This window comes from Marinobacterium sp. NO-S09 (assembly GCF_059179545.1).
Genome location: NZ_CP168954.1, coordinates 3092930 through 3111359 on the forward strand (window position 1 = coordinate 3092930; position 18430 = coordinate 3111359).

Sequence of the window (18430 nt, forward strand, 5' to 3'; positions counted from 1 at the left end):
TGCCACTCCGGCTGCAGGATCAGCTCAGCTGAGTGAGCCAATGACGGGTAGGAACGAAGAAAGCAGAGCCCGTCACGGCGCGGGTAAAGTCGAGAATACGGTCGGCATGGCCGCTGTCATCGCCTTCCACCATGCTCTTGAGAATGAGCTCGAAATGCTCGGGCGTGCGGCAGGTGCTGACAAACATCAGACCTTTTCGCTGGCTATCGCCGTAAGGCATGCTGTGTCGCAGGATCTCCATGGAGCTGCCGTCTTCACGCTTCAGCGAGGTACGCTTGGTGTGCGCGTGCGGTGACTTCTTGTCGCCCGGATACTCAATGTTCTCGTCCTTGGTGCGGCCATAGGCATCTTCCTGCTGTTTGACGCTTAGACGCTCCCAGGCACCCAGGTCGTGCTCATAGCGCTGCAGGTGCAGGTAACTGCCACCGGCAAACTCGGGGTCTTCATCACCCACAAGCGCAACGTCCAGGCGGTCATCACCTTCCGGGTTCTCGGTACCATCGACAAAACCGGTCAGGTCACGCATATCGCGATAACGGAAGCCATGGATCTCTTCCACCAGCTCGGCGGCATCGTCCAGGCTGCGGCTGATTGCGGCACCGAGTTCAAACACCGCATCGTGCTGATCCGCACGCACGATGAACAGCAAGTCCACCGGGGTAGAAGGCGCCACGCGCCCGCCCTGCTCCAGCGCCGGGAAGGCACGCAGCAAAGCTGGACGTTCTTCCGGGTTAAACTGGTCCCAGTAGCCGGAACCTACACCAACCGTCAGGTGAAGATCCGCTTCCGGATAACGGTTGCGAAAATCATCCAGCAGCGCCGGCATTGATGCCAGAGACGCACGCACCAACTCACGGGCGCCCTCCACATGGCTCTGGTTAAAGGTCAAAAACAGGGCATCCTTGCTGGATTCAGCAATCAGGCCCGACTGGTACGTGTCTCGCATTGCTCTCTCCCCTTACCGCCCGGCTTACAGCAGAGCGGACAACTCTTCAGTCAGCAGGTCCAGTTCATTCTGGGCTTTCTGACGGGCTTTCTTCTTGAGTGTTTCCACTTCAGCCGTTTTCTCTGCAACCAGTGCCTTGGCAGCTTCTGCCTTGTCTTCAGCCTGTTCCACGCGCTCCAGCAGCGGACGGATCTGCATCAGAATGGCACGACGGCGACCTTCTTCTGCACGTGCGATCTCTTCAGCTGACTTCTCCTTGTCCTTCACCTCTGCCTTCTTCTGCGCACTGCTGGTGTCGGTCAGGGAACGGATGCCCACAGCGTGGCGCACCTTATCGAGGAAAGGCGCGGAGTACTCACGGGCACGTTCGGCCCCCTTATGCAGTACCGCTTCCACTTCACCCAAATCATTCATCAGTTCATTGTAACGGGCACGCGGGGCAGACAGCTGGGCGTCCAGGTACTCGAACAGCTCTTTCTTGGCATCACCCCAGCCAATACCCTCAACAAAACGCTGACGCATGGCTTCGCTTTCTGCTTCGGTGGCGAAGCAGCGGTACAGATGCATCAAGGTATTGTCTGGATCTTTCGGCTCACCCGGCTCACGGGTATCGGTGACAATCTGGTTGATCAGCTTGCGCAGATCATCGGAAGAGCTGAACAACGGAATGGTGTTGTTATAGCTCTTGGACATCTTGCGACCATCCAGACCCGGAATCAGCTGGGTTTCTTCATCCACCTGGGCTTCCGGCAGCGTGAACAGGGACTCGAAGTTGTGGTTGAAACGGCCGGCAATATCACGCGCCATTTCAATATGCTGGATCTGGTCCTTGCCCACCGGAATGATGTCGGCGTTGAACATCAGGATGTCCGCAGCCATCAGGATGGGGTAGTTGAACAGGCCCATGGTGATGCCATCATCCAGATCTTCCTTGCCCGCATCGCGGTTGGCATCCACGGCCGCCTTGTAGGCGTGGGCACGGTTCATCAGGCCCTTGGAGGTCTGACAGGTCAGAATCCAGGTCAGCTCGGTGATTTCAGGAATGTCGGTTTGACGGTAGAAAGTCGCCTTGTCCGTATCCAGCCCCAACGCCAGCCAGGTTGCAGCAATCTCGCGGGTGGAACGGGCTACACGTTCCGGCTCCTGACACTTGATCAGTGCGTGGAAGTCGGCCAGAAAGAAGTAGCTGTTAAACGCGGGATTCTCGCTCGCGTCGATGGCTGGTTTAATGGCGCCGAGATAGTTGCCGATATGGGGGGTACCGGTGGTTGTAATACCGGTCAGAACGGTTTTCTTAGTCATCATTTACTCGTCAGTCGATTCATCCTGCCCGGGTCTGGGATGACCCTGCACTTCGCAAAAGGCTATGATACACAAGTTGCTGGTCATACGCCCCGTGTAATGGCCAACTGATACGGAGATATTCTGATTTATGGATGACTTGCTACCCTCGTTTATCACACTGGGCGGATTTGCACTGCCCGCGGCCTTTCTGCTTTATGTAACCCGCCCACTCAGCCCACCCACTATTGCCTATTTGTTGGTAGTGGCAGGCCTCTGCCTGCTCGGTGGACTGCTGTTTGCCGCCGGCACCATCACGGTGCTGAGCCTGAAAGCGCCACCGCTGGCCAACTCGCTATTGGTACTGGCCGGCGCCATGATAAGCCTGGTAATACGTCAACTTTGGCACCTGAGGCTAAAGACCCACTAATTTAGTCAACTTTTGACAAACGGCATGACTCAGCCATAATAGAAGCGGTCTAATCAGCCGACTGAATGAATCGGAGGCACGCATGGATACATCGACACATACCTTTTCAGCCCTGTTCGAGCAACTGGGCCTGGCAAGCGACACGGATTCCATTGAAAAATTTATCCGCACTCACCAGCTCACCAGCGATGAGTTACCACTGCATGAGGCATCCTTCTGGAACAGCTCACAAGCTTCTTTCCTGCGTGAGGCAATCGGCAGCGACTCCGATTGGGCCGAGGTCGTGGATGAGCTGAACGCCAGCCTGCACGCCTGATTTAGTCTTTTAACGGAGCGGGTGCCCTTGCCCGCTCCCTGTCTTTTATTTCCATTGAGGACATCGCCCAGATGCTGACACTGGTCTCTCCAGCCAAAACCCTGGATTACGACTCGCCCCTGGCCACCGAAACCCACACCCAGCCCCGCTTCACCGAACACTCGCAGATGCTGATCGAGACACTGCGCAAGCTGTCGGTGCAGGATGTGGCCGACCTGATGAAGCTCAGCGATAAGCTGGCCAGCCTGAACGTGGCCCGCTATGAAAGCTGGCAGCCCAAGCATACACAGGACAATGCACGCCAGGCGGTCCTCGCGTTTAAAGGCGATGTTTACACTGGCCTTGATGCTGCCAGCTTCAGCGAAGATGATTTCAGCTTTGCCCAGGATCACTTGCGCATTCTGTCAGGCCTCTATGGCGTACTGCGCCCGCTGGACCTGCTGGAGCCCTACCGACTGGAAATGGGCACTAAACTGACCAATGCCCGTGGCGATAATCTCTACCACTTCTGGGGCGACATCATCACCGAATCCCTCAACGATGAGCTGGCCGAAAGCAGCAGTGAAGTGGTGGTCAATCTGGCATCAAACGAGTACTTCAAGGCGGTCAAACCCAAGGCACTGCGCGCCCGTTTGATTACCCCGGTATTCAAGGATCTGAAAAACGGCCAGTACAAGATCATCAGCTTTTACGCCAAAAAGGCACGCGGACTGATGACCCGCTACATGATTCAGAACCGTATCGAAGAGCCGGAAACCCTGAAGAAATTCGACCTGGAAGGCTATTACTTCAGTGCCGAAGAGAGCAAAGGCGATACCTGGGTATTCCTGCGCGACGAGCCGCCGGCGAAGTAAAATAGCACGCCACAAGGTGACACAGCAGAGGGGCTTAAGGCCCCTTTTCTATTTTGGCGATAAATGCGCTCTGCACGATACTGAAACGGGCAAAGAGCACGGCTAAGCATGACTTCGACCCACTTGTAGGGAACTGGCATTCAGCCGAAATAGCTGAGCACACCTGGATTCATGTCAGTTAAGGCGGAAAATCCCCACTCCAAGCCTACCGGCGACACTTTATCTCTGTATGATCAATGGAGTCAGCAGATGGCGCTGCCTACTCCAGCAGACGGCACATCCGAAAGCAGACACTATAGTGATAAAAACGTTGGTTGTTGCGCATTAGCAAATGCGCTGTCACCTGCCGTTTAAACCTGGTTTCTGAGTGAACATGAAAAAAAGCCTGTTACTCCTGCCCCTGCCCTTCCTGTTAGCCTCATGTGCGACCACGCCACCTTCCAATGTGGAAAATGCCTGCCGCATATTCAGAGAGAAACCCGACTGGTTTGAAGCCTCACTGGATGTTGAGCGCAAATATGGATTACCCATACAGGTACAGCTGGCGATTATGCGGCAGGAGTCCAGCTTCAAGCATAATGCCGCCCCACCACGGGATACCCTCTTGGGCATTCCCATGTGGTGGCGCGTATCCAGCGCCTATGGCTATGCGCAGGTAAAAGACGGCACCTGGGACTGGTACAAGGACAAGACCGGTAACTGGGGCGCAGACCGCGATGAATATGACGATGCCGTTGATTTCATGGGCTGGTACGCCAGCGTCTCGCAACGCACACTCGGCATCTCGAAATGGGACGCCTACAACCAGTACCTCGCCTACCACGAAGGCCATACCGGCTGGCAGAGAAAGACCTTCAACAGCAAGGGCTGGCTGGTGCAGGTCGCCAGAAAAGTTGCTGCCAACGCGCGGATGTACGGCGAGCAGCTAAGAGGCTGCAGGGACAGTCTTGCTTCCTCATCCTGGTGGTGGCCGTTTTGAGAGTTTGATAGGAATTCAGATAAGGGCTTTGGGCGAGCGTTATGCATGTGCGTGGGTGGACTGTCTAGCTCACATAGCGGATGCTACAGGGCTCTGCCTCGGCCGTTGTTTCCGGCCCAAAGCGGTTTGTCACGTTAGAAATGTTACTCTGAACCCGATATCTCGACTTCCATCACCTGCGATATCAGAAGCCAGGCTTCTACCGAGGCCATGGTCGAAGAGGTCAAGAGCAGGTTCGGACGACTTGATGGTGTTTTCGCCAATACGGGTGTGCTGGATGGCTTCTCGCAGCTTGTCAATACTGACGTGTCCAGTTTGGAAGATTTGCTGCAAACAAACTTGATTGGTACTCCCCATGATACACACGCTGGCTTTGGAATTAGGGCCTCGAAACATTCGCGTGAACGCTATAAATCCCGGCATCATGCTGACACCGATGGTAGAGGACGCTTTGCCTGACGACCTGACAAAGCGCCTGGCAGCTCATACGCCACTGCGCCGAAATGGCACACCTGAAGATGTTTCAGGCCCCGTCGCCTGGTTACTGTCTGATGAAGCAGCATTTGTTACCGGCCTGCCTGCAGCCATCAATGCTCTAAAACACAGCTCTGGATTTATTCAGGTCGCTCGATCCAAATGAGAGCGAACATGCTAGCGGAGAACATCGAGCCGATATAAATGAAGTACTTTCTAACCACGAAATTACAGACAATCGTTAACTTCACTCAGTCACTTGGTTAAGCTAATCCAACAACAGCCAACAAGTGATACCCGGTACTCATGCAAGTCCGAGACATCAACCAGCAATTTTGGCGGCACGATGAACTGCCCTTTTTTGAGCTACGAAGCACGTTTTTAAGTTCACAACCGTACAAAGCTCATACTCACTCAGGACTATCCATTGGAGCCGTTGTTTCCGGTCAGACTCGACTGTCCATTAGCGGACAGGAGCAACGGGTAGAAACAGGCGATGTCGTTATTATTGAACCTGAAAAGGTTCATGCCTGTAACCCTGTCGATGGCATTCCTCGAAGCTATCACATGCTGTATGTCAATTCTCAGTGGTGCTTGAGCACGCTGTCGCGCCTCTATTCCAGTCCCATCACCCGCCTGTACTCTGATCAAGTACTGATTAAGGATTCTGGTTTATTTGAACAGTTCCTGAAATTTGTTAAGCAATTGGAGGAAGATAACCTGCCCCGTATACATTTGGCGTTTGAGCAGTTGGCATTTCAGGTGCTGTGTCACTGGTGTTCACCCTGCGATGAAGAATATGAGGAAGACGGTGTCGCACAGCACATAAGACGGCGATTGCTGAAGGACTTGACCCACCCTCCGTCACTGGCTGTGCTTGCGCAGGAATTGGGCCGTTCTCAGGAAGGTATCATCCGCCTGTTCAGCAAACAGTTTGGCATTACTCCCAAAGCCTTTGTAAATAATGCGCGCGTTGAAAAGGCGAAGCTTTACTTAAGACAAGGCCTACCCATTGTTGACGTGTCAGCAGCTGTCGGATTTTCAGACCAGAGCCAGTTTCACCGAGCGTTTGTGACCCACACGGCCTCGACTCCACGCCAATATCAGCAAACAGAGTCAATTTTCGACAATATTTAGCCATATTTTTGACCTAACGTGGAAGTCACTTTTATCCACGTAGGTAATCCACGGTGTCTTTGGAGACTTTCATTCCAGCTGCTTTTCCTGCCCTTGCCTTGGCACACTTCCTCGCCCTTGTAAGCCCTGGACAAGACTTCTTCCTGATCACAGGCCATGCGATTCGCTACAACCTGCACGGTAGTCGGTTTATCTGTCTGGGCGTCGCCTTGGGCAATGCCATTTACATTTCCATTACCATTATTGGCTGGACGGGTATTCGTGATATGCCACTCCTGTTCTCGATCATCGAATTAGCCGGAGCCTGTTACCTGCTATGGATAGGGTTTCAGCTACTTAAAAGCAAACCCGCTGATGTCATTATTGAAGCGACCAGAGGTTCTGCCCCCAGTCCTTTGCGACAACTCATGTTAGGACTTAACTCGGCGCTTCTGAACCCGAAAAACGCTTTGTTCTATATGAGTTTGATGGCGGTGATTCTGGGAAATAATGTAACGGTGGCTCAGCAGATCTTTTGTGGGTTTTGGATGGTCATGGCTGTACTCTGCTGGGATCTGTTCGTAGCCTCTGCCATTGGGCATAAAAGGCTACAGTCATTTCTTCATCGCAAGATTCACCTGATTGAGCGAGGGGCGGGCGCGATTTTACTAAGCTTCGGAATAGGCTTGATCTTCCAGGTGAGCAGCAAGCCGTGATCAGCGCCTGCTTTGGGCTATCTCCATAAGCCTCACTCAGAAAACAAAGAGGCCCAACCAGGGCCTCTTAAACGCTCACCATCTATACAATATTTGCCGCGTTACTTGCTAACCGAGCTCACCTCAAAAGCCCCCACCAACTGCTGCAGCTTGGCCGCGGTGCCTTTTACCTGATCAGAGCTCATCTGCAGCTCGCTGAAGGCAGTGTTCATACGGGTTGTGATATCCGCCACCGAGCGGGCGTGGCCGCCGTGTTGCTGGCTGTGTTCGTCGATGTGTTTGATGATATCGAACATCTGCGCCACGCTATCGTGCAGCTCGGAATTGTCTGAGGTGGACTGCTCGGCCAGAGTCAGGCTGCGGTCTACATCTTCTACGCCGGACTCCATGAAGCGGACAGCTTCGCTGCTCTCGGTCTGGATACGCTCGACACGGGTGCCTATTTCACGCGCAGCTTCATCGGTGCGTGCCGCCAGGCCGCGTACCTCGTCAGCGACTACCGAGAAGCCTCGGCCGTGTTCACCGGCACGGGCCGCTTCGATGGCCGCATTCAGAGCCAGCAGATTGGTCTGCGCGGTGATATCGGTGATCAGGGTGACGATCTCATCGATTTCGGTGGTACGGGCATTCAGGGCCTGTACGCGCTGGGCAGAGGTCTGGACAATGTCACGGATCGCCTGAGTTCCCGAACGTACGGATTCAAACTGCTCGCGGGCCTGGCGGACGACTTTTTCCATCGCATCCTTCATTACCTCAGCCGTTGAAGAAGCGCGGCTGATTTCAGCGAGCTGGGACTCAACCAGCGCCAGCATCTGTTCTGCCGCCTCATCGACGGAGCCTGCAGCTTCCAGTGCTACCTGGTTACGGGCCTGCATCTGTTCGCTGTTATCGCCTACATCGCCAGAGGCACGAATCACCTGGCCGACAATGCTGTCCAGGTTATCGACAAAACTGTTTACCCAGCGCGCCAGGTCTCCGGTTTCATCGGCAACGATGCCGTCACTGTCCAGACGCTGGCGCAGGTTGCCCTGCCCTTCAGCCAGGTTACGGATTACGGCGGTCATATCATCCAGACGCCGCGATACGGGCTTCAGCCCCAGGCGCCAGAACGTCAGTACCGAAAGCATGACAAAGGCAAAGTTACAGACCATGCCGGTCAGGTGCCCCAGATCCAGCCAGTATTGCACGCCATAGCTGGCCCCAAGGCCCAGCGCCAGCGATCCGGTCAGGTTGGCAAACATGCGCGTGCTGATGGAGCGACGACGGTAGACCTCTTCCAGGTCGGACTCGCACATCATGCCCCAGCGGTCACGGGAACCGGGCAAGGAGAAAGTCACACCCTTACCGATCACCGGAATATGGCGGTAGTCGGAATAGCCGGGATAGGTTACGAACAGGTTACTGCCCTTGCGAATGGTTTCGCGCACACCGGGGTGCAGCTTGCCGGTGGCCGGATCGGTAAAGCGTATTTCGAACTCGGTATGCTCACTGACTTTGACAGTGCCCCACTTGGTGTGAATCCCGCTTTTCAGGTTCTCACCGTGGGAGAAGGTATCGTCCTCAAAACGCGAGCGCGAGAGTGCTATGCCCTGCTCGATGCTGGGGTCAAAGCGCGATTCAACCATAAACAGGTAGTTGTCACCGGACTCCGGGTAGATATGCCCGGCTTCACGCTGGATCAGATCCCCCAGAACATCATTGGGGACACGGGCACAGAGCAGCCCCACCACCTGACCATTACGTGTCACCGGCTGATAGAACATCAGGGTAACGGCATCGTGGAAACGGGAGGAGCTGGGGCCAATCTGCCTGGTCACCGAATCACGATACGGTCCGTGCAGGAAGGGAGATTTGAGCCCTTCGCTGACTGCTGCCCGGTTAAGGTCTGTCGCGCCGATACGGCTGCTGACGCTGGAATACTGTACACGCCCATCGGTGCTGACCAGTGCCAGCTCGGACCAGTCCAGCGCCTGCTTCATTTTCAGACCGAACAACTGCTGGTTCTGCTGCGGCTGTTCCAAATCCACCTGATCGGCCAGCGCTGCCAACAGATCCCATTGCGCCTGTGTCCATTCAGTGAGCAGGCGAACCCTGATTTCAGCCACACTTTCAAAGGTCTGCTCAACCACGGGCAAGGTGCGCCGGTTCAGCCAACAGGACCAGCGCATCTTCAACTTGCCGGTACCCCCAAACCAGGGAAGCCAATGGCGTTCGGCGTTGGACAGTTGCATCTGGGCGCTTTTCAGTGGGGTCATACGGGGTTCTCCATGGGGGTATTACTCCCTAGGAGGTAGCAATTATTGCGCCAAATCAGTGCAAGCAACAAAAATGGTTATTTTAAGCGACAGATGCGTGGGAGAAGCGCCCCACAAAGAAGCACCAGAATGGCGCCCCGAAAGGATTTTGCACTAAAAAAGGGCAGCCAAATGAGGCTGCCCTTCCTGTTTTACGCCTGCTCGATACCGACAATTTTCCAGTCGGCATTGGTCTGCTGCATGTCGCGGTTCAGGTGCCAGATTTCGCTGAACTCGCTGGTAGGCTGGCCGGATTCGGCAATCCAGCCATAGAAGTGGATGCTGGCCACTACGTGATCGCCTTCATCGATGAAGTTGATCAGCTCTGCCATGACGGATTCCACATCGGTATGCAGCTCACCCGGCAGCTTGGCGCGTTCCTGCTGCAGCGCGGTGAACATCTCGTCAGACATGTAGTCGCGGATATCGCTCCAGTCCTGAGTATCCCAGGCTTTCTGCAGATGGATAAAGTGCTGCTTGGCTCCCTCTACAAACTGCTTTTCATTGAACCAGTCTGGCAGGTTCAGAGCAGCCGGTGCAGGGCTGGAGTTCAGTCCACCGAAGCGGGATGGGGCCGGTGCGGGCTGCGGCTGCGCCTGCTCACGGGCCATGGAGCCATCCGGCATGGCGTAGGCCGGCTGCTGTCGTTGCACTTTGCGCCCGGCAAAGAGCTTGAACAGGACAAAGCCGATCACGGCAATCAGCAGGATATCCATGAACTGGATACCTTCAAATGCGCCTCCCATGAACAGGGCCGCCAGCAGACCACCGGCCAGCAGGCCGCCCATCAGGCCGCCAAAACCTCTGGATTTGGTCGCGGCCGCACCCGTGGTATTGGTGGTACTTTTGGCTGCTGTCTGGTCCTTGCTTGGAGCCGGCGCCACTTTCTTGGGTGTGGTGTAAGACTTGCCAAAGCTTGAGCCGCCGCCCAGACGCTTGGCTTCTGCCACGTCCGGCACCATCATCAGGCTCAACACCAGCGCAAAGCAGGTTGTTATCAGGGTTCGCATTTCTTCTCCTCAGGTTGTTTCGCTATCCGGCGCAGTGCTTGCGCCAGAACCGCAATATAAAGACCGGTAAAGATCAGTATGATCCCGACCAGGTGGTAAAGCCCCAGGCGTTCGCCCAGAAAAACAGTTGCCAGCAGTAGTCCGAACATGGGCATCAGGTGAATAAACAACCCGGCCGTCGGTGCACCCAGCTTTTCGACCCCGAGGTTCCAGAACAGGAATGCCAGGATCGATGCAAAAACTGCCATATAGAGCACAGTGAGCAGGAAAGGTTCCCCACCGGGAATCGAAAATTGACCACCCTGCTCCCACAGCATCAATGGCAGCAACACAACCACGCCGACCAGCACGGTAATACCGAAGAAACTGAGCCCGTCCATGGCGGCGGGACGCCAGCGCAAGGTGATGGTGTAGAAGGACCAGCTTAGCATGGCCATGAAGATCCACAGATCGCCCTGATTGAAGGCAAAGCCGGTAATGGTCTCCAGCTGACCACGACTCACCAGCACAACAACACCGGCCAGTGACAGCATGACCCCCAGCCACTGGCGCCCGGAAGCACGCTCACCAAAGAACAGCGCACCCAGCAGCAGAATCATCAGGGGGACGGCGGACTGCATCAGCATGGCATTGGTTGCCTGGGTATATTGCACACCCATATAGACCAGGGTGTTAAAGCAGGCCACGCCCAAAAACCCCTGCAGACAGAGCATGGGCAGGTTGGCACGCACGGTGTCACGCAGGCGCCAGATACGCGGCAGCCACCAGGGCAGAATCAGAACAAGGGCAACGCCCCAGCGCAGGAAGGCCAGGGTGAACGGTTGCATATCCAGATGGATGGCACGCGCCAAAACGAAGTTTCCGGCCCAGAACAGGGTCGTCATGATTAACAGCAGGTAAGGCATCAGGCTTTCTCTTGGTCGTGTCGACGCAGCATCCGCGCCAGCAGACTATAGGGGGGATCTTCACCAGTCAGCAGGTAATAGAGCACGTTGTAATTATTGATACTCCATTCCATATCGCGCTTGGCGCTGACCAGGCCGCAGAACAGAATTTCATCACCCTGTTGAAGCTCCTGCAGCTCGCCGGGCAACAACTTCACGTCATCACCCCGCTTGAACAAAAGCGGGAAGCAGGCCAGCTGACGGCCACGCTCACCCGGGTCTTTATTGAGATGGCGCAGACTGACACTGCGCTCTTCCAGCATGGTCAGGATGGCCGGCGCTTCGGTTTCGGTCACCGAGATGGACCAACTATCCAGCTCTCGATCACCCACCACACTACTCATGCGATTTACCAGCGTATGCGCCCAGACATCATCACAACTCTGCAACTGCTGCAGGAACAGTGGCAGCAGCGGCGTTTTCAGCTGGGCCAGAATCCGGTTGGCGATGATACGCCCCGGCTCCATGATGAAGTCACAGCGACTGTTGCGGAACACCAGCTTGTTCTGATGCAGGTTCTGGCGCACCACGGTGGTTAGCTTCGGGTTCAGTTCTCGTGCCGTCATGATGATGGACAGGTTGTCAGCATCGTTATCAGTGCCGGCAATTACCCCCACGGCAGTTTCCACGCCCGCTTCACGCAGGGTATGCGCTTCAGTCCCCACACCCACTACGGCATGGCGAACGGCAGCCAGATTGCCGGGGCTGGGATCAATGACGGTGATATCGGTTTCCTCAACGGAGAAGGCATTGGACAGCGCGCGGCCAAAACGGCCAAAGCCACAGATAATCCAGCGGCCCGGCGCATGCTTGTAGGCGCTGGACAGGGTGCGGTGATGCGGGTTCATCAGCCAGTCATAGGCCAGTAGTTTGTGCGGCGAACGCGCGGCCAGTGCCATGTAATCGGCGTAGGCACGGAAAGGGTCGACAATCATGTCGGTGCCGAAAGACGCCATATTGGCTGTGGTCACTTCGGCATTGGTGCGAGTAATGACCTGTCGTTTGGGGGCCAGCAGCTTGCTGGCAATGGCGATCGACAGGTTGACGTTGTCATTGTTGGTCAGCGCCAGCACACCGATACACTGGGGATGCTGCAGGCCGGCATGATCCAGCACATCCGGCAGGGAGGCATCACCACAGAGCGAGGGCACCGGAATCACCAGATTATCCAGCTCCAGGGCATCGATACGGTCCTGATCGATATCCACCACCACGGCACGCACGCCACGGCTGATCAAACGTCGCACCACGATACTGCCGGTAACACCATAGCCACAGACAAGGAAGAAAGGCTCTCTCAGGTTGCGGACATGGTTGCGAAAGCCACGCAGGCGCATGAGGCGGCCAAACATGGGCTCCTGCAGCACCGCCAGCGTCTGCCCTATGCCGTACAGCCAACTGATGACGGTGGCATAAATGGACAGCGTCACCCACATGCGCTGGGCATCGGTGAATTCATAGGGGACTTCACCAAAACCGATGGTCGTCCCCATAAAGGAGACGAAATAAAAGGCATGGAAGAAGTCCATGTACCAGATATTGCCATCGGCATCGCGCCCCGGAATCAGCGTCATGCCAAATACGGAAATGGCATAGACGGTAATCAGGGTAATAAGCGGCGCGCGCAGGCGCCGCATGAACAGGAACACCAGGTTATTCATGGTGTTAACGCCGTATCAGAGCGGTTTCTACCACCAGAAGAATCACGGAGATCAGGTTGGCCACCAGCGCACCGGCAGCAAAGGACACCACACTGGCCATCATTTTGGCGGTCATGCCGGTGGCCGCCACCTGCTCGCCATAGCCCCAGAACACGGCCGCCAGAATCAGCTGCAGGTCTGCCACCAGACTGGTGGCCAGCATCAGCGCGCCCAGATGAGTACGATCCCCGAACTTCAGCACGGTACAGATCAGGCTGACCACAAGGGCTGCAAACAGCTCAAATACATCGTGATGTTCAGTGTTGTCGATCTCGCCCAGCACGAACCCGAAGTTCAGCGTCAGTGCCAGCACGATGAAAAACGCAAAGATCACCTTTTCCCGGTTCATTGTCCCCTTCCCTATCCTGTAGACTTGGAACGATTGTATAGACTGTCCGACCAGTTCGCACCCACCGCAAGTGGGGAACTCAAGCCTTATCCATCTGTCTTTTGTAGTTCCGTGACAGTGCCTGCCCAAGTGAGGAAAGATGTTCCAGCTACAACGTGCCCTTTTCATGACCAGCCTGCTGCTTCTGGCCCTGCTGTCGCTGCCGGCCCGAGCAGAAATTATCACCAGTCCTCTGGATACCCGCGAGTTCAAGCCCGTTACGCTGGATAATGGCCTGCGCGCCGTCGTGGTATCAGACCCGCGCAGCGATAAGGCCGCAGTGTCCCTCAATGTGGATGTTGGGTCCAACGCCAACCCGGATGATCGTCCCGGTCTGGCTCATTTCCTTGAGCACATGCTGTTCCTGGGTACCGAAAAGTACCCGGAAGCCGACAGCTATCAGCAGTTCATCAGCTCCCACGGCGGCAGCCACAACGCCTTTACCGCCTACGAGAACACCAACTATTTCTTTGATGTGGATGCCCAGGCGCTGCCCGAAGCACTGGATCGATTCTCCCAGTTCTTCATCGCCCCCCTCTTTACGCCGGCGTATGTGGACCGTGAACGCCATGCCGTGCATTCGGAGTATCAGGCCAAACTGCGTGATGACGGCCGCCGTCTACACGAAGTCGCCAAGCAGGTGATGAATCCTGAGCATCACTACAGCCGTTTTATGGTCGGCAGCCTGGACACCCTGTCCAACGGTGACGACAGCCAGATCCGTGACGAACTGATCAAGTTTTACGAGCGTTATTACTCCGCCAACCTGATGACGCTGGCCGTGGTTGGCCCGCAGCCGGTGGACGAACTGGAAGCGCTGGTACGGGAGCGTTTCAGCGCCGTGGAAAACCGCGATGCCGAGCCATACGTGGACACCGCTGTTCTCTACCCCGAAGAGCAGCTGCCGGCTCAGCTCAATATCCAGACATTGCGCGAAACCCGCAGCCTGAGCCTGAGTTTCCCGGTAGACGCGACCCGTGACCATTGGCAGCAGAAGCCGCTGTACTACATCGCCAGCCTGATCGGCTATGAAGGCGAAGGCAGCCTGCTCGCGTTCCTGAAAGACAAGGGACTGGCCCGTGCACTGGGCGCCTATCCGACGCTGGACCTGCCGGGGCAGGCCATGTTCCGTATCGATATCGAGCTGACCGAAGCCGGCTGGCAAGAGATCAATGCCATCACCGCCTGGACCTTCGGTTTCATCAAAAACCTGCGTGAACAGGGTGTCGACCCGGAGCTCTACGAAGAAGAGCGCAAACTGGCCGAAATCCAGTTCCGTTTCGCCCAGCCCGGCCAGGCAACCCATCTGGCCATGCGCCTGTCTCAGGCACTGAACCGCTATGATGAGGCTTATCTGCTGAAAGCGGATTACCATTTGGGCGAGTTTGATGCCAATTTGATTCAGCACTATCTGGACCAGCTGACGCCGGACAACCTGCTGCTGACGCTGGCAGGCCAGGATGTGGCCACTGACCAGATCGAGCCCCGCTACGAAACGCCTTACAGCGTCGCGGCCATTGCGCCCGAACGTCTCTATTTCTGGCAGTACCCGCCACTGGAGAGCGCGCTGCACATCCGCAGCAGCAATCCCTTTATTCCCGAACAACTGGAGCTGGTCGAAGCTGAGCCTCAGGATGCGCCTATCGCGGCCTGGTCAAAGCCCGGCGCGGTTCTCTGGTATCTCTCCGATACCGAGTTCAAACGGCCCAAGGCTGATTTCTACTTCACCCTGTTGTCACCCACCGCCAACCAGTCAGCTCGCCATTCTCTGCTGGCCGAGCTGTATACACGCATGGTGAACGATCAGCTTAACGCCACCCTGTACGATGCCGGGCTGGCAAGCCTGTCGGTGGATCTGTACACCCACCTGCGCGGCATCAGCCTGAAGCTCTCCGGTTTCAGTGACAAGCAGCCGGCGCTACTGAACACGGTTCTCGAAAGCCTGAATAATCCGGCTCTGGACGAGGCTCGTTTCCAGCGCATCAAGACACAGCTGCGCGAGCAGATTGAAAACAGCTTCCAGGAGAGACCGTCCAACCGTGCCTTTGCCCATCTGTATCAGCACCTGCTGGGTGTCTGGTCACCGGAGCAGAAACTGGCCGCACTGGAGACACTGACGCTGGAAGACCTGGCCAATACCTATCAGGAATTCTTGCAGCCGGCTGAACTGCGCCTCTTTGCGCACGGTAATCTGGAGCGGGAAACGGCTATCAGCATGGCGGCCCAGGTACGCGAGACACTGCAGCCTACCGCGCTGGGCTGGCAAGCGGAGGAGCCTCATGTACTGCGCCTGCCCGCTGATGAGCCCATGATCGACAGCTTCGCAACGGACCACAGCGATGCTTCTGTCTTGCTGTATCTGCAGGGCTCAAGCGATAGCCTGCGCACCCGCGCTGCGGTCGCCCTGTTGAGCGAAATTGCCTCCACTCCGTTTTACTCGCAGCTGCGCACCGAGAAACAGTTCGGCTATATCGTCTTCGCCCAGTTCCTGCCGGTACGTGAGCGTCCGGGCATGGTGATGGTGGTGCAATCCCCCAACACTGACCCATTCACCCTGGCCGGCGAGTACAGCCGCTTCCTGGAGGATTTCCGCGCCCAGGTAGCCACCATGGACGAAGAAACGCTGAACCGCTTCAAACAGAGCCTGCTGGCCCGTATCAACGAACGTGATACCAGCCTGAGTGATCGCACCGGGCGCTTCTGGCGTGAACTGGATCGGGGTAATTTCGACTTCGATACGCGCGAACGCCTGAGCCAGCATACGCTCGCATTCGACTCCGAGGATCTGGTACAGCAGCTGGACCTGCTGCTGTCCCGTCAGCTGTTGATTCGCAACTTCGGCAACACGGTTGAAGCCGAGGTAAAACAGCAGGCGCTGAGTGATGACGACAGTCGTCTTGAGTTGTTGAAACAGGACCAGCTGGGCATTCCCTCCAGCTGATCCCGATAGTCACTGATCAGGGCGTCGGGGCGGGCTCTTCCACAAAGACGCGTCCCGGCCGCTGCGGGTTGTCACTCGACGGAGCAGAAGGCTGGGTATCCTGGGTGCTGGCGGGCCCTTCCGTAAGTACTTCCAAGCCGCTATCCGCACCGCCCTGCTGCCAGGTGTCATCTCCTTCCTGCTCATCACCGAAATAGACACCGGGAATTTTCTTCACTTCTTCGCTACAGACATTGCGCAGAATGCACTTGGCGATTTCCACGTCGATACGGATTTGTTCAAAAATCTTGTGTTCACCGAACAGCTCGGGCTCAGGGTCGGGACGGACCACCACTTCGTGCACCGGCGGCGGATCTGAATAGGCGACCACCTGAACCGGTGGCAATGAGGCGTTGTGATCACGGGGCGCCACTTCCCGCATGGGCTCGAAGTCGATATCGCCCCGCTCCATACCCTCATAGGCGGTACGGCCGTGCTTGAGCCCGGATGAGAACTGGCCTACGGCTGTAACATCGTAGGGGTTAAGCTCCTGCGCCGCTGCCGGCAGTGCCAGCAGACAGCACAGGCTCAAGGCAGCAGGATTAGAAATACTCACCCGGATAGATCGACTCGGCATAGAGTGCCAGTTCCTCCAGAATGTGACGGTCCCGATCCGACAAATCAGGCTTCTGCGCCATCTCGTTCAGCTCCTGCGATAATTGCGGGAAGCTATAGCACCCCGCCTCTCCCTGTAACAGCTTACGGCTGCGATATTCTTCCCAGCGCTGAATCTCATCTTCACTCAGCGTATGAGGGAAGTTACGCGCCTTGTATCTGAGTAACATTTCTTCCAGACGCGGGTCCTGAAATGCCAGCTCCAGCTCGAACAACCCCTCGGGTTCAGTGTTGCGCACCTGTTCAATCAAGGCACGATCATGGTCCGAGAAAAAGCCGCCGCTGTAGAGCATATGATCAGGGTCGCCATCGGATTCAAAACCCTTATCACTGAAGATATCGGCCACTTTGGCCGCCAGTCCAGTCTCATTTCGCAATAACTGCAAATGCTGGCGACAGATATCACCGTCAATCTTAAGTCGGTCCGCTTCAACCTTGGTCAGCATGCCAGCCGGCGCAATGATGGGGCACTTATTGGCCAGCACCTGTTTCAGCGGGATACGCGGCGCATCGGCTGGCAGCTGGTCGTGGCGGGTAAAGATCAGCTCACGCAGCTGTTCGACACTGAGTTCAAACAACGGTGCCGGGTCTTCCCTCAAGTCCCAGACCAGGGTGCTGTTACGATTGGTCGGATGGCTGGCAACCGGCGCGACAATAGCCGCATTGCCCCACTCGGCCGGGTATTTTGATGACACGTGCAGCACCGGCTTCATGCGGGCCACATCCAGCTGCGCCTGAACGGCACGCTTGCCTCGGTTATTCACCACGTAATCAAACAACTTGGGCTGACGCTCTTTTACCAGCCGTGCCATGGCGATGGTGGCATAGACATCGGACAAGGCATCGTGGGCATTGCCGTGGTCAACGCCGTTTGCCTGGGTCAGGTCTTCCAGACGCATGCTCGGCGTGCCGTCTTCATATTCAGGCCAGGTAATGCCGTCGGGACGCAACGCACGGGTAAGGCGCATCATGTCGATGATGTCCCAACGCGAGCAACCGTTCTGCCACTCACGGGCATAGGGATCGTAAAAGTTACGGTACAGGGTGTAACGGGTGACCTCATCATCGAAACGGATGCTGTTATAGCCCACGCCACAGGTTCCCGGTGCAGCCAGCTCCGCATGAATGCGGGCAATGAATTCGGCCTCGCAGACACCTTCGGTCATCGCCGTTTGCGGCGTAATGCCCGTCACCAGGCAGGCCTGGGGGTGTGGCAGCACATCCTCTGAGGGACGGCAGTAGAGCATCAGTGGCTCACCGATGATATTCAGCTCGGCATCGGTGCGCACACCGGCAAACTGCAGGGGACGATCGCGTGCCGGATCCGTTCCGGTGGTCTCATAATCGTGCCAGAAATAGGTGAGATTGCGCTCGTCTGCCATGTACT

The 18430-nt window shown here is 56.3% G+C and carries 16 protein-coding genes and 1 pseudogene; 8 read left to right on the forward strand and 9 right to left on the reverse strand.

Translation table 11 applies throughout. The features are described 5' to 3' along the window. Positions 1 to 19: 19 nt before the first annotated feature. Both O3C79_RS14280 and O3C79_RS14285 read right to left on the reverse strand, forming a co-directional pair. Positions 20 to 946 (reverse strand): Dyp-type peroxidase, encoded by a 927-nt coding sequence (locus tag O3C79_RS14280; protein WP_494383649.1) that lies wholly within the window; start codon positions 944 to 946, stop codon positions 20 to 22. Positions 947 to 970: 24 nt separating this feature from the next. Further along, entirely contained in the window at positions 971 to 2248 is a 1278-nt protein-coding gene (locus O3C79_RS14285) for a tryptophan--tRNA ligase (RefSeq protein ID WP_040886082.1), read from the reverse strand. A gap of 130 nt (positions 2249 to 2378) precedes the next feature. Between O3C79_RS14285 and O3C79_RS14290 the strand changes: the two genes are divergently transcribed. The 7 genes and pseudogenes from O3C79_RS14290 (at position 2379) to O3C79_RS14320 (ending at position 7112) form a co-directional block, all read left to right on the forward strand. After that, positions 2379 to 2657: a hypothetical protein gene (locus tag O3C79_RS14290; RefSeq protein WP_494383650.1), complete on the forward strand. Its 279-nt coding sequence runs from the start codon at positions 2379 to 2381 to the stop codon at positions 2655 to 2657. 82 nt (positions 2658 to 2739) lie between these two features. Continuing rightward, the gene (locus O3C79_RS14295; protein WP_494383651.1) at positions 2740 to 2973 is read left to right on the forward strand and encodes a DUF2789 domain-containing protein; all 234 of its coding nucleotides are present in this window, start codon (positions 2740 to 2742) and stop codon (positions 2971 to 2973) included. 71 nt (positions 2974 to 3044) lie between these two features. Further along, positions 3045 to 3827, forward strand: a complete 783-nt coding sequence (gene yaaA, locus O3C79_RS14300; protein WP_494383652.1) for a peroxide stress protein YaaA — start codon at positions 3045 to 3047, stop codon at positions 3825 to 3827. A 373-nt stretch (positions 3828 to 4200) separates the two neighbouring features. Next, positions 4201 to 4806, forward strand: a complete 606-nt coding sequence (locus O3C79_RS14305; protein WP_494383653.1) for a transglycosylase SLT domain-containing protein — start codon at positions 4201 to 4203, stop codon at positions 4804 to 4806. Between the two features lie 210 nt (positions 4807 to 5016). Next, positions 5017 to 5446: pseudogene (locus O3C79_RS14310) on the forward strand (SDR family oxidoreductase). A gap of 140 nt (positions 5447 to 5586) precedes the next feature. Continuing rightward, complete coding sequence (locus O3C79_RS14315; protein WP_494383654.1) at positions 5587 to 6417, forward strand: AraC family transcriptional regulator; 831 nt, start codon at positions 5587 to 5589, stop codon at positions 6415 to 6417. A gap of 53 nt (positions 6418 to 6470) precedes the next feature. Continuing rightward, complete coding sequence (locus O3C79_RS14320; protein WP_494383655.1) at positions 6471 to 7112, forward strand: LysE family translocator; 642 nt, start codon at positions 6471 to 6473, stop codon at positions 7110 to 7112. A 101-nt stretch (positions 7113 to 7213) separates the two neighbouring features. Here the strand turns inward: O3C79_RS14320 and O3C79_RS14325 are convergent, their stop codons facing one another. The 5 genes from O3C79_RS14325 to O3C79_RS14345 all read right to left on the reverse strand — a co-directional run bounded on the left by O3C79_RS14325 (position 7214) and on the right by O3C79_RS14345 (position 13409). Next, positions 7214 to 9367, reverse strand: coding sequence for a methyl-accepting chemotaxis protein (locus O3C79_RS14325; RefSeq protein ID WP_494383656.1), 2154 nt, complete (start codon positions 9365 to 9367; stop codon positions 7214 to 7216). Between the two features lie 191 nt (positions 9368 to 9558). Further along, positions 9559 to 10416 carry a Tim44 domain-containing protein gene (locus O3C79_RS14330; protein ID WP_494383657.1) on the reverse strand — a complete coding sequence of 286 codons (858 nt, stop codon included), beginning with the start codon at positions 10414 to 10416 and terminating at the stop codon, positions 9559 to 9561. Continuing rightward, a complete protein-coding gene (locus O3C79_RS14335) occupies positions 10404 to 11321 on the reverse strand; it encodes a DMT family transporter (RefSeq protein ID WP_494383658.1) in 918 nt (305 codons plus the stop codon). The genes O3C79_RS14330 and O3C79_RS14335 overlap by 13 nt, the downstream gene beginning before the upstream one ends. Next, a complete protein-coding gene (locus O3C79_RS14340) occupies positions 11321 to 13021 on the reverse strand; it encodes a potassium channel family protein (protein WP_494383659.1) in 1701 nt (566 codons plus the stop codon). The genes O3C79_RS14335 and O3C79_RS14340 overlap by 1 nt, the downstream gene beginning before the upstream one ends. 4 nt (positions 13022 to 13025) lie before the next feature. Further along, a complete protein-coding gene (locus tag O3C79_RS14345; RefSeq protein ID WP_494383660.1) occupies positions 13026 to 13409 on the reverse strand; it encodes a DUF6394 family protein in 384 nt (127 codons plus the stop codon). A gap of 139 nt (positions 13410 to 13548) precedes the next feature. Here O3C79_RS14345 and O3C79_RS14350 point away from each other — a divergent pair, with 139 nt between their 5' ends. Further along, positions 13549 to 16389 (forward strand): insulinase family protein, encoded by a 2841-nt coding sequence (locus O3C79_RS14350; protein WP_494383661.1) that lies wholly within the window; start codon positions 13549 to 13551, stop codon positions 16387 to 16389. 16 nt (positions 16390 to 16405) lie between these two features. Here the strand turns inward: O3C79_RS14350 and O3C79_RS14355 are convergent, their stop codons facing one another. Both O3C79_RS14355 and sbcB read right to left on the reverse strand, forming a co-directional pair. Continuing rightward, positions 16406 to 16984, reverse strand: a complete 579-nt coding sequence (locus O3C79_RS14355; RefSeq protein ID WP_494383662.1) for a hypothetical protein — start codon at positions 16982 to 16984, stop codon at positions 16406 to 16408. Next, a complete protein-coding gene (sbcB, locus tag O3C79_RS14360) occupies positions 16971 to 18425 on the reverse strand; it encodes an exodeoxyribonuclease I (protein WP_494383663.1) in 1455 nt (484 codons plus the stop codon). Before sbcB ends, O3C79_RS14355 begins: the two co-directional genes overlap by 14 nt. Positions 18426 to 18430 lie beyond the last annotated feature (5 nt).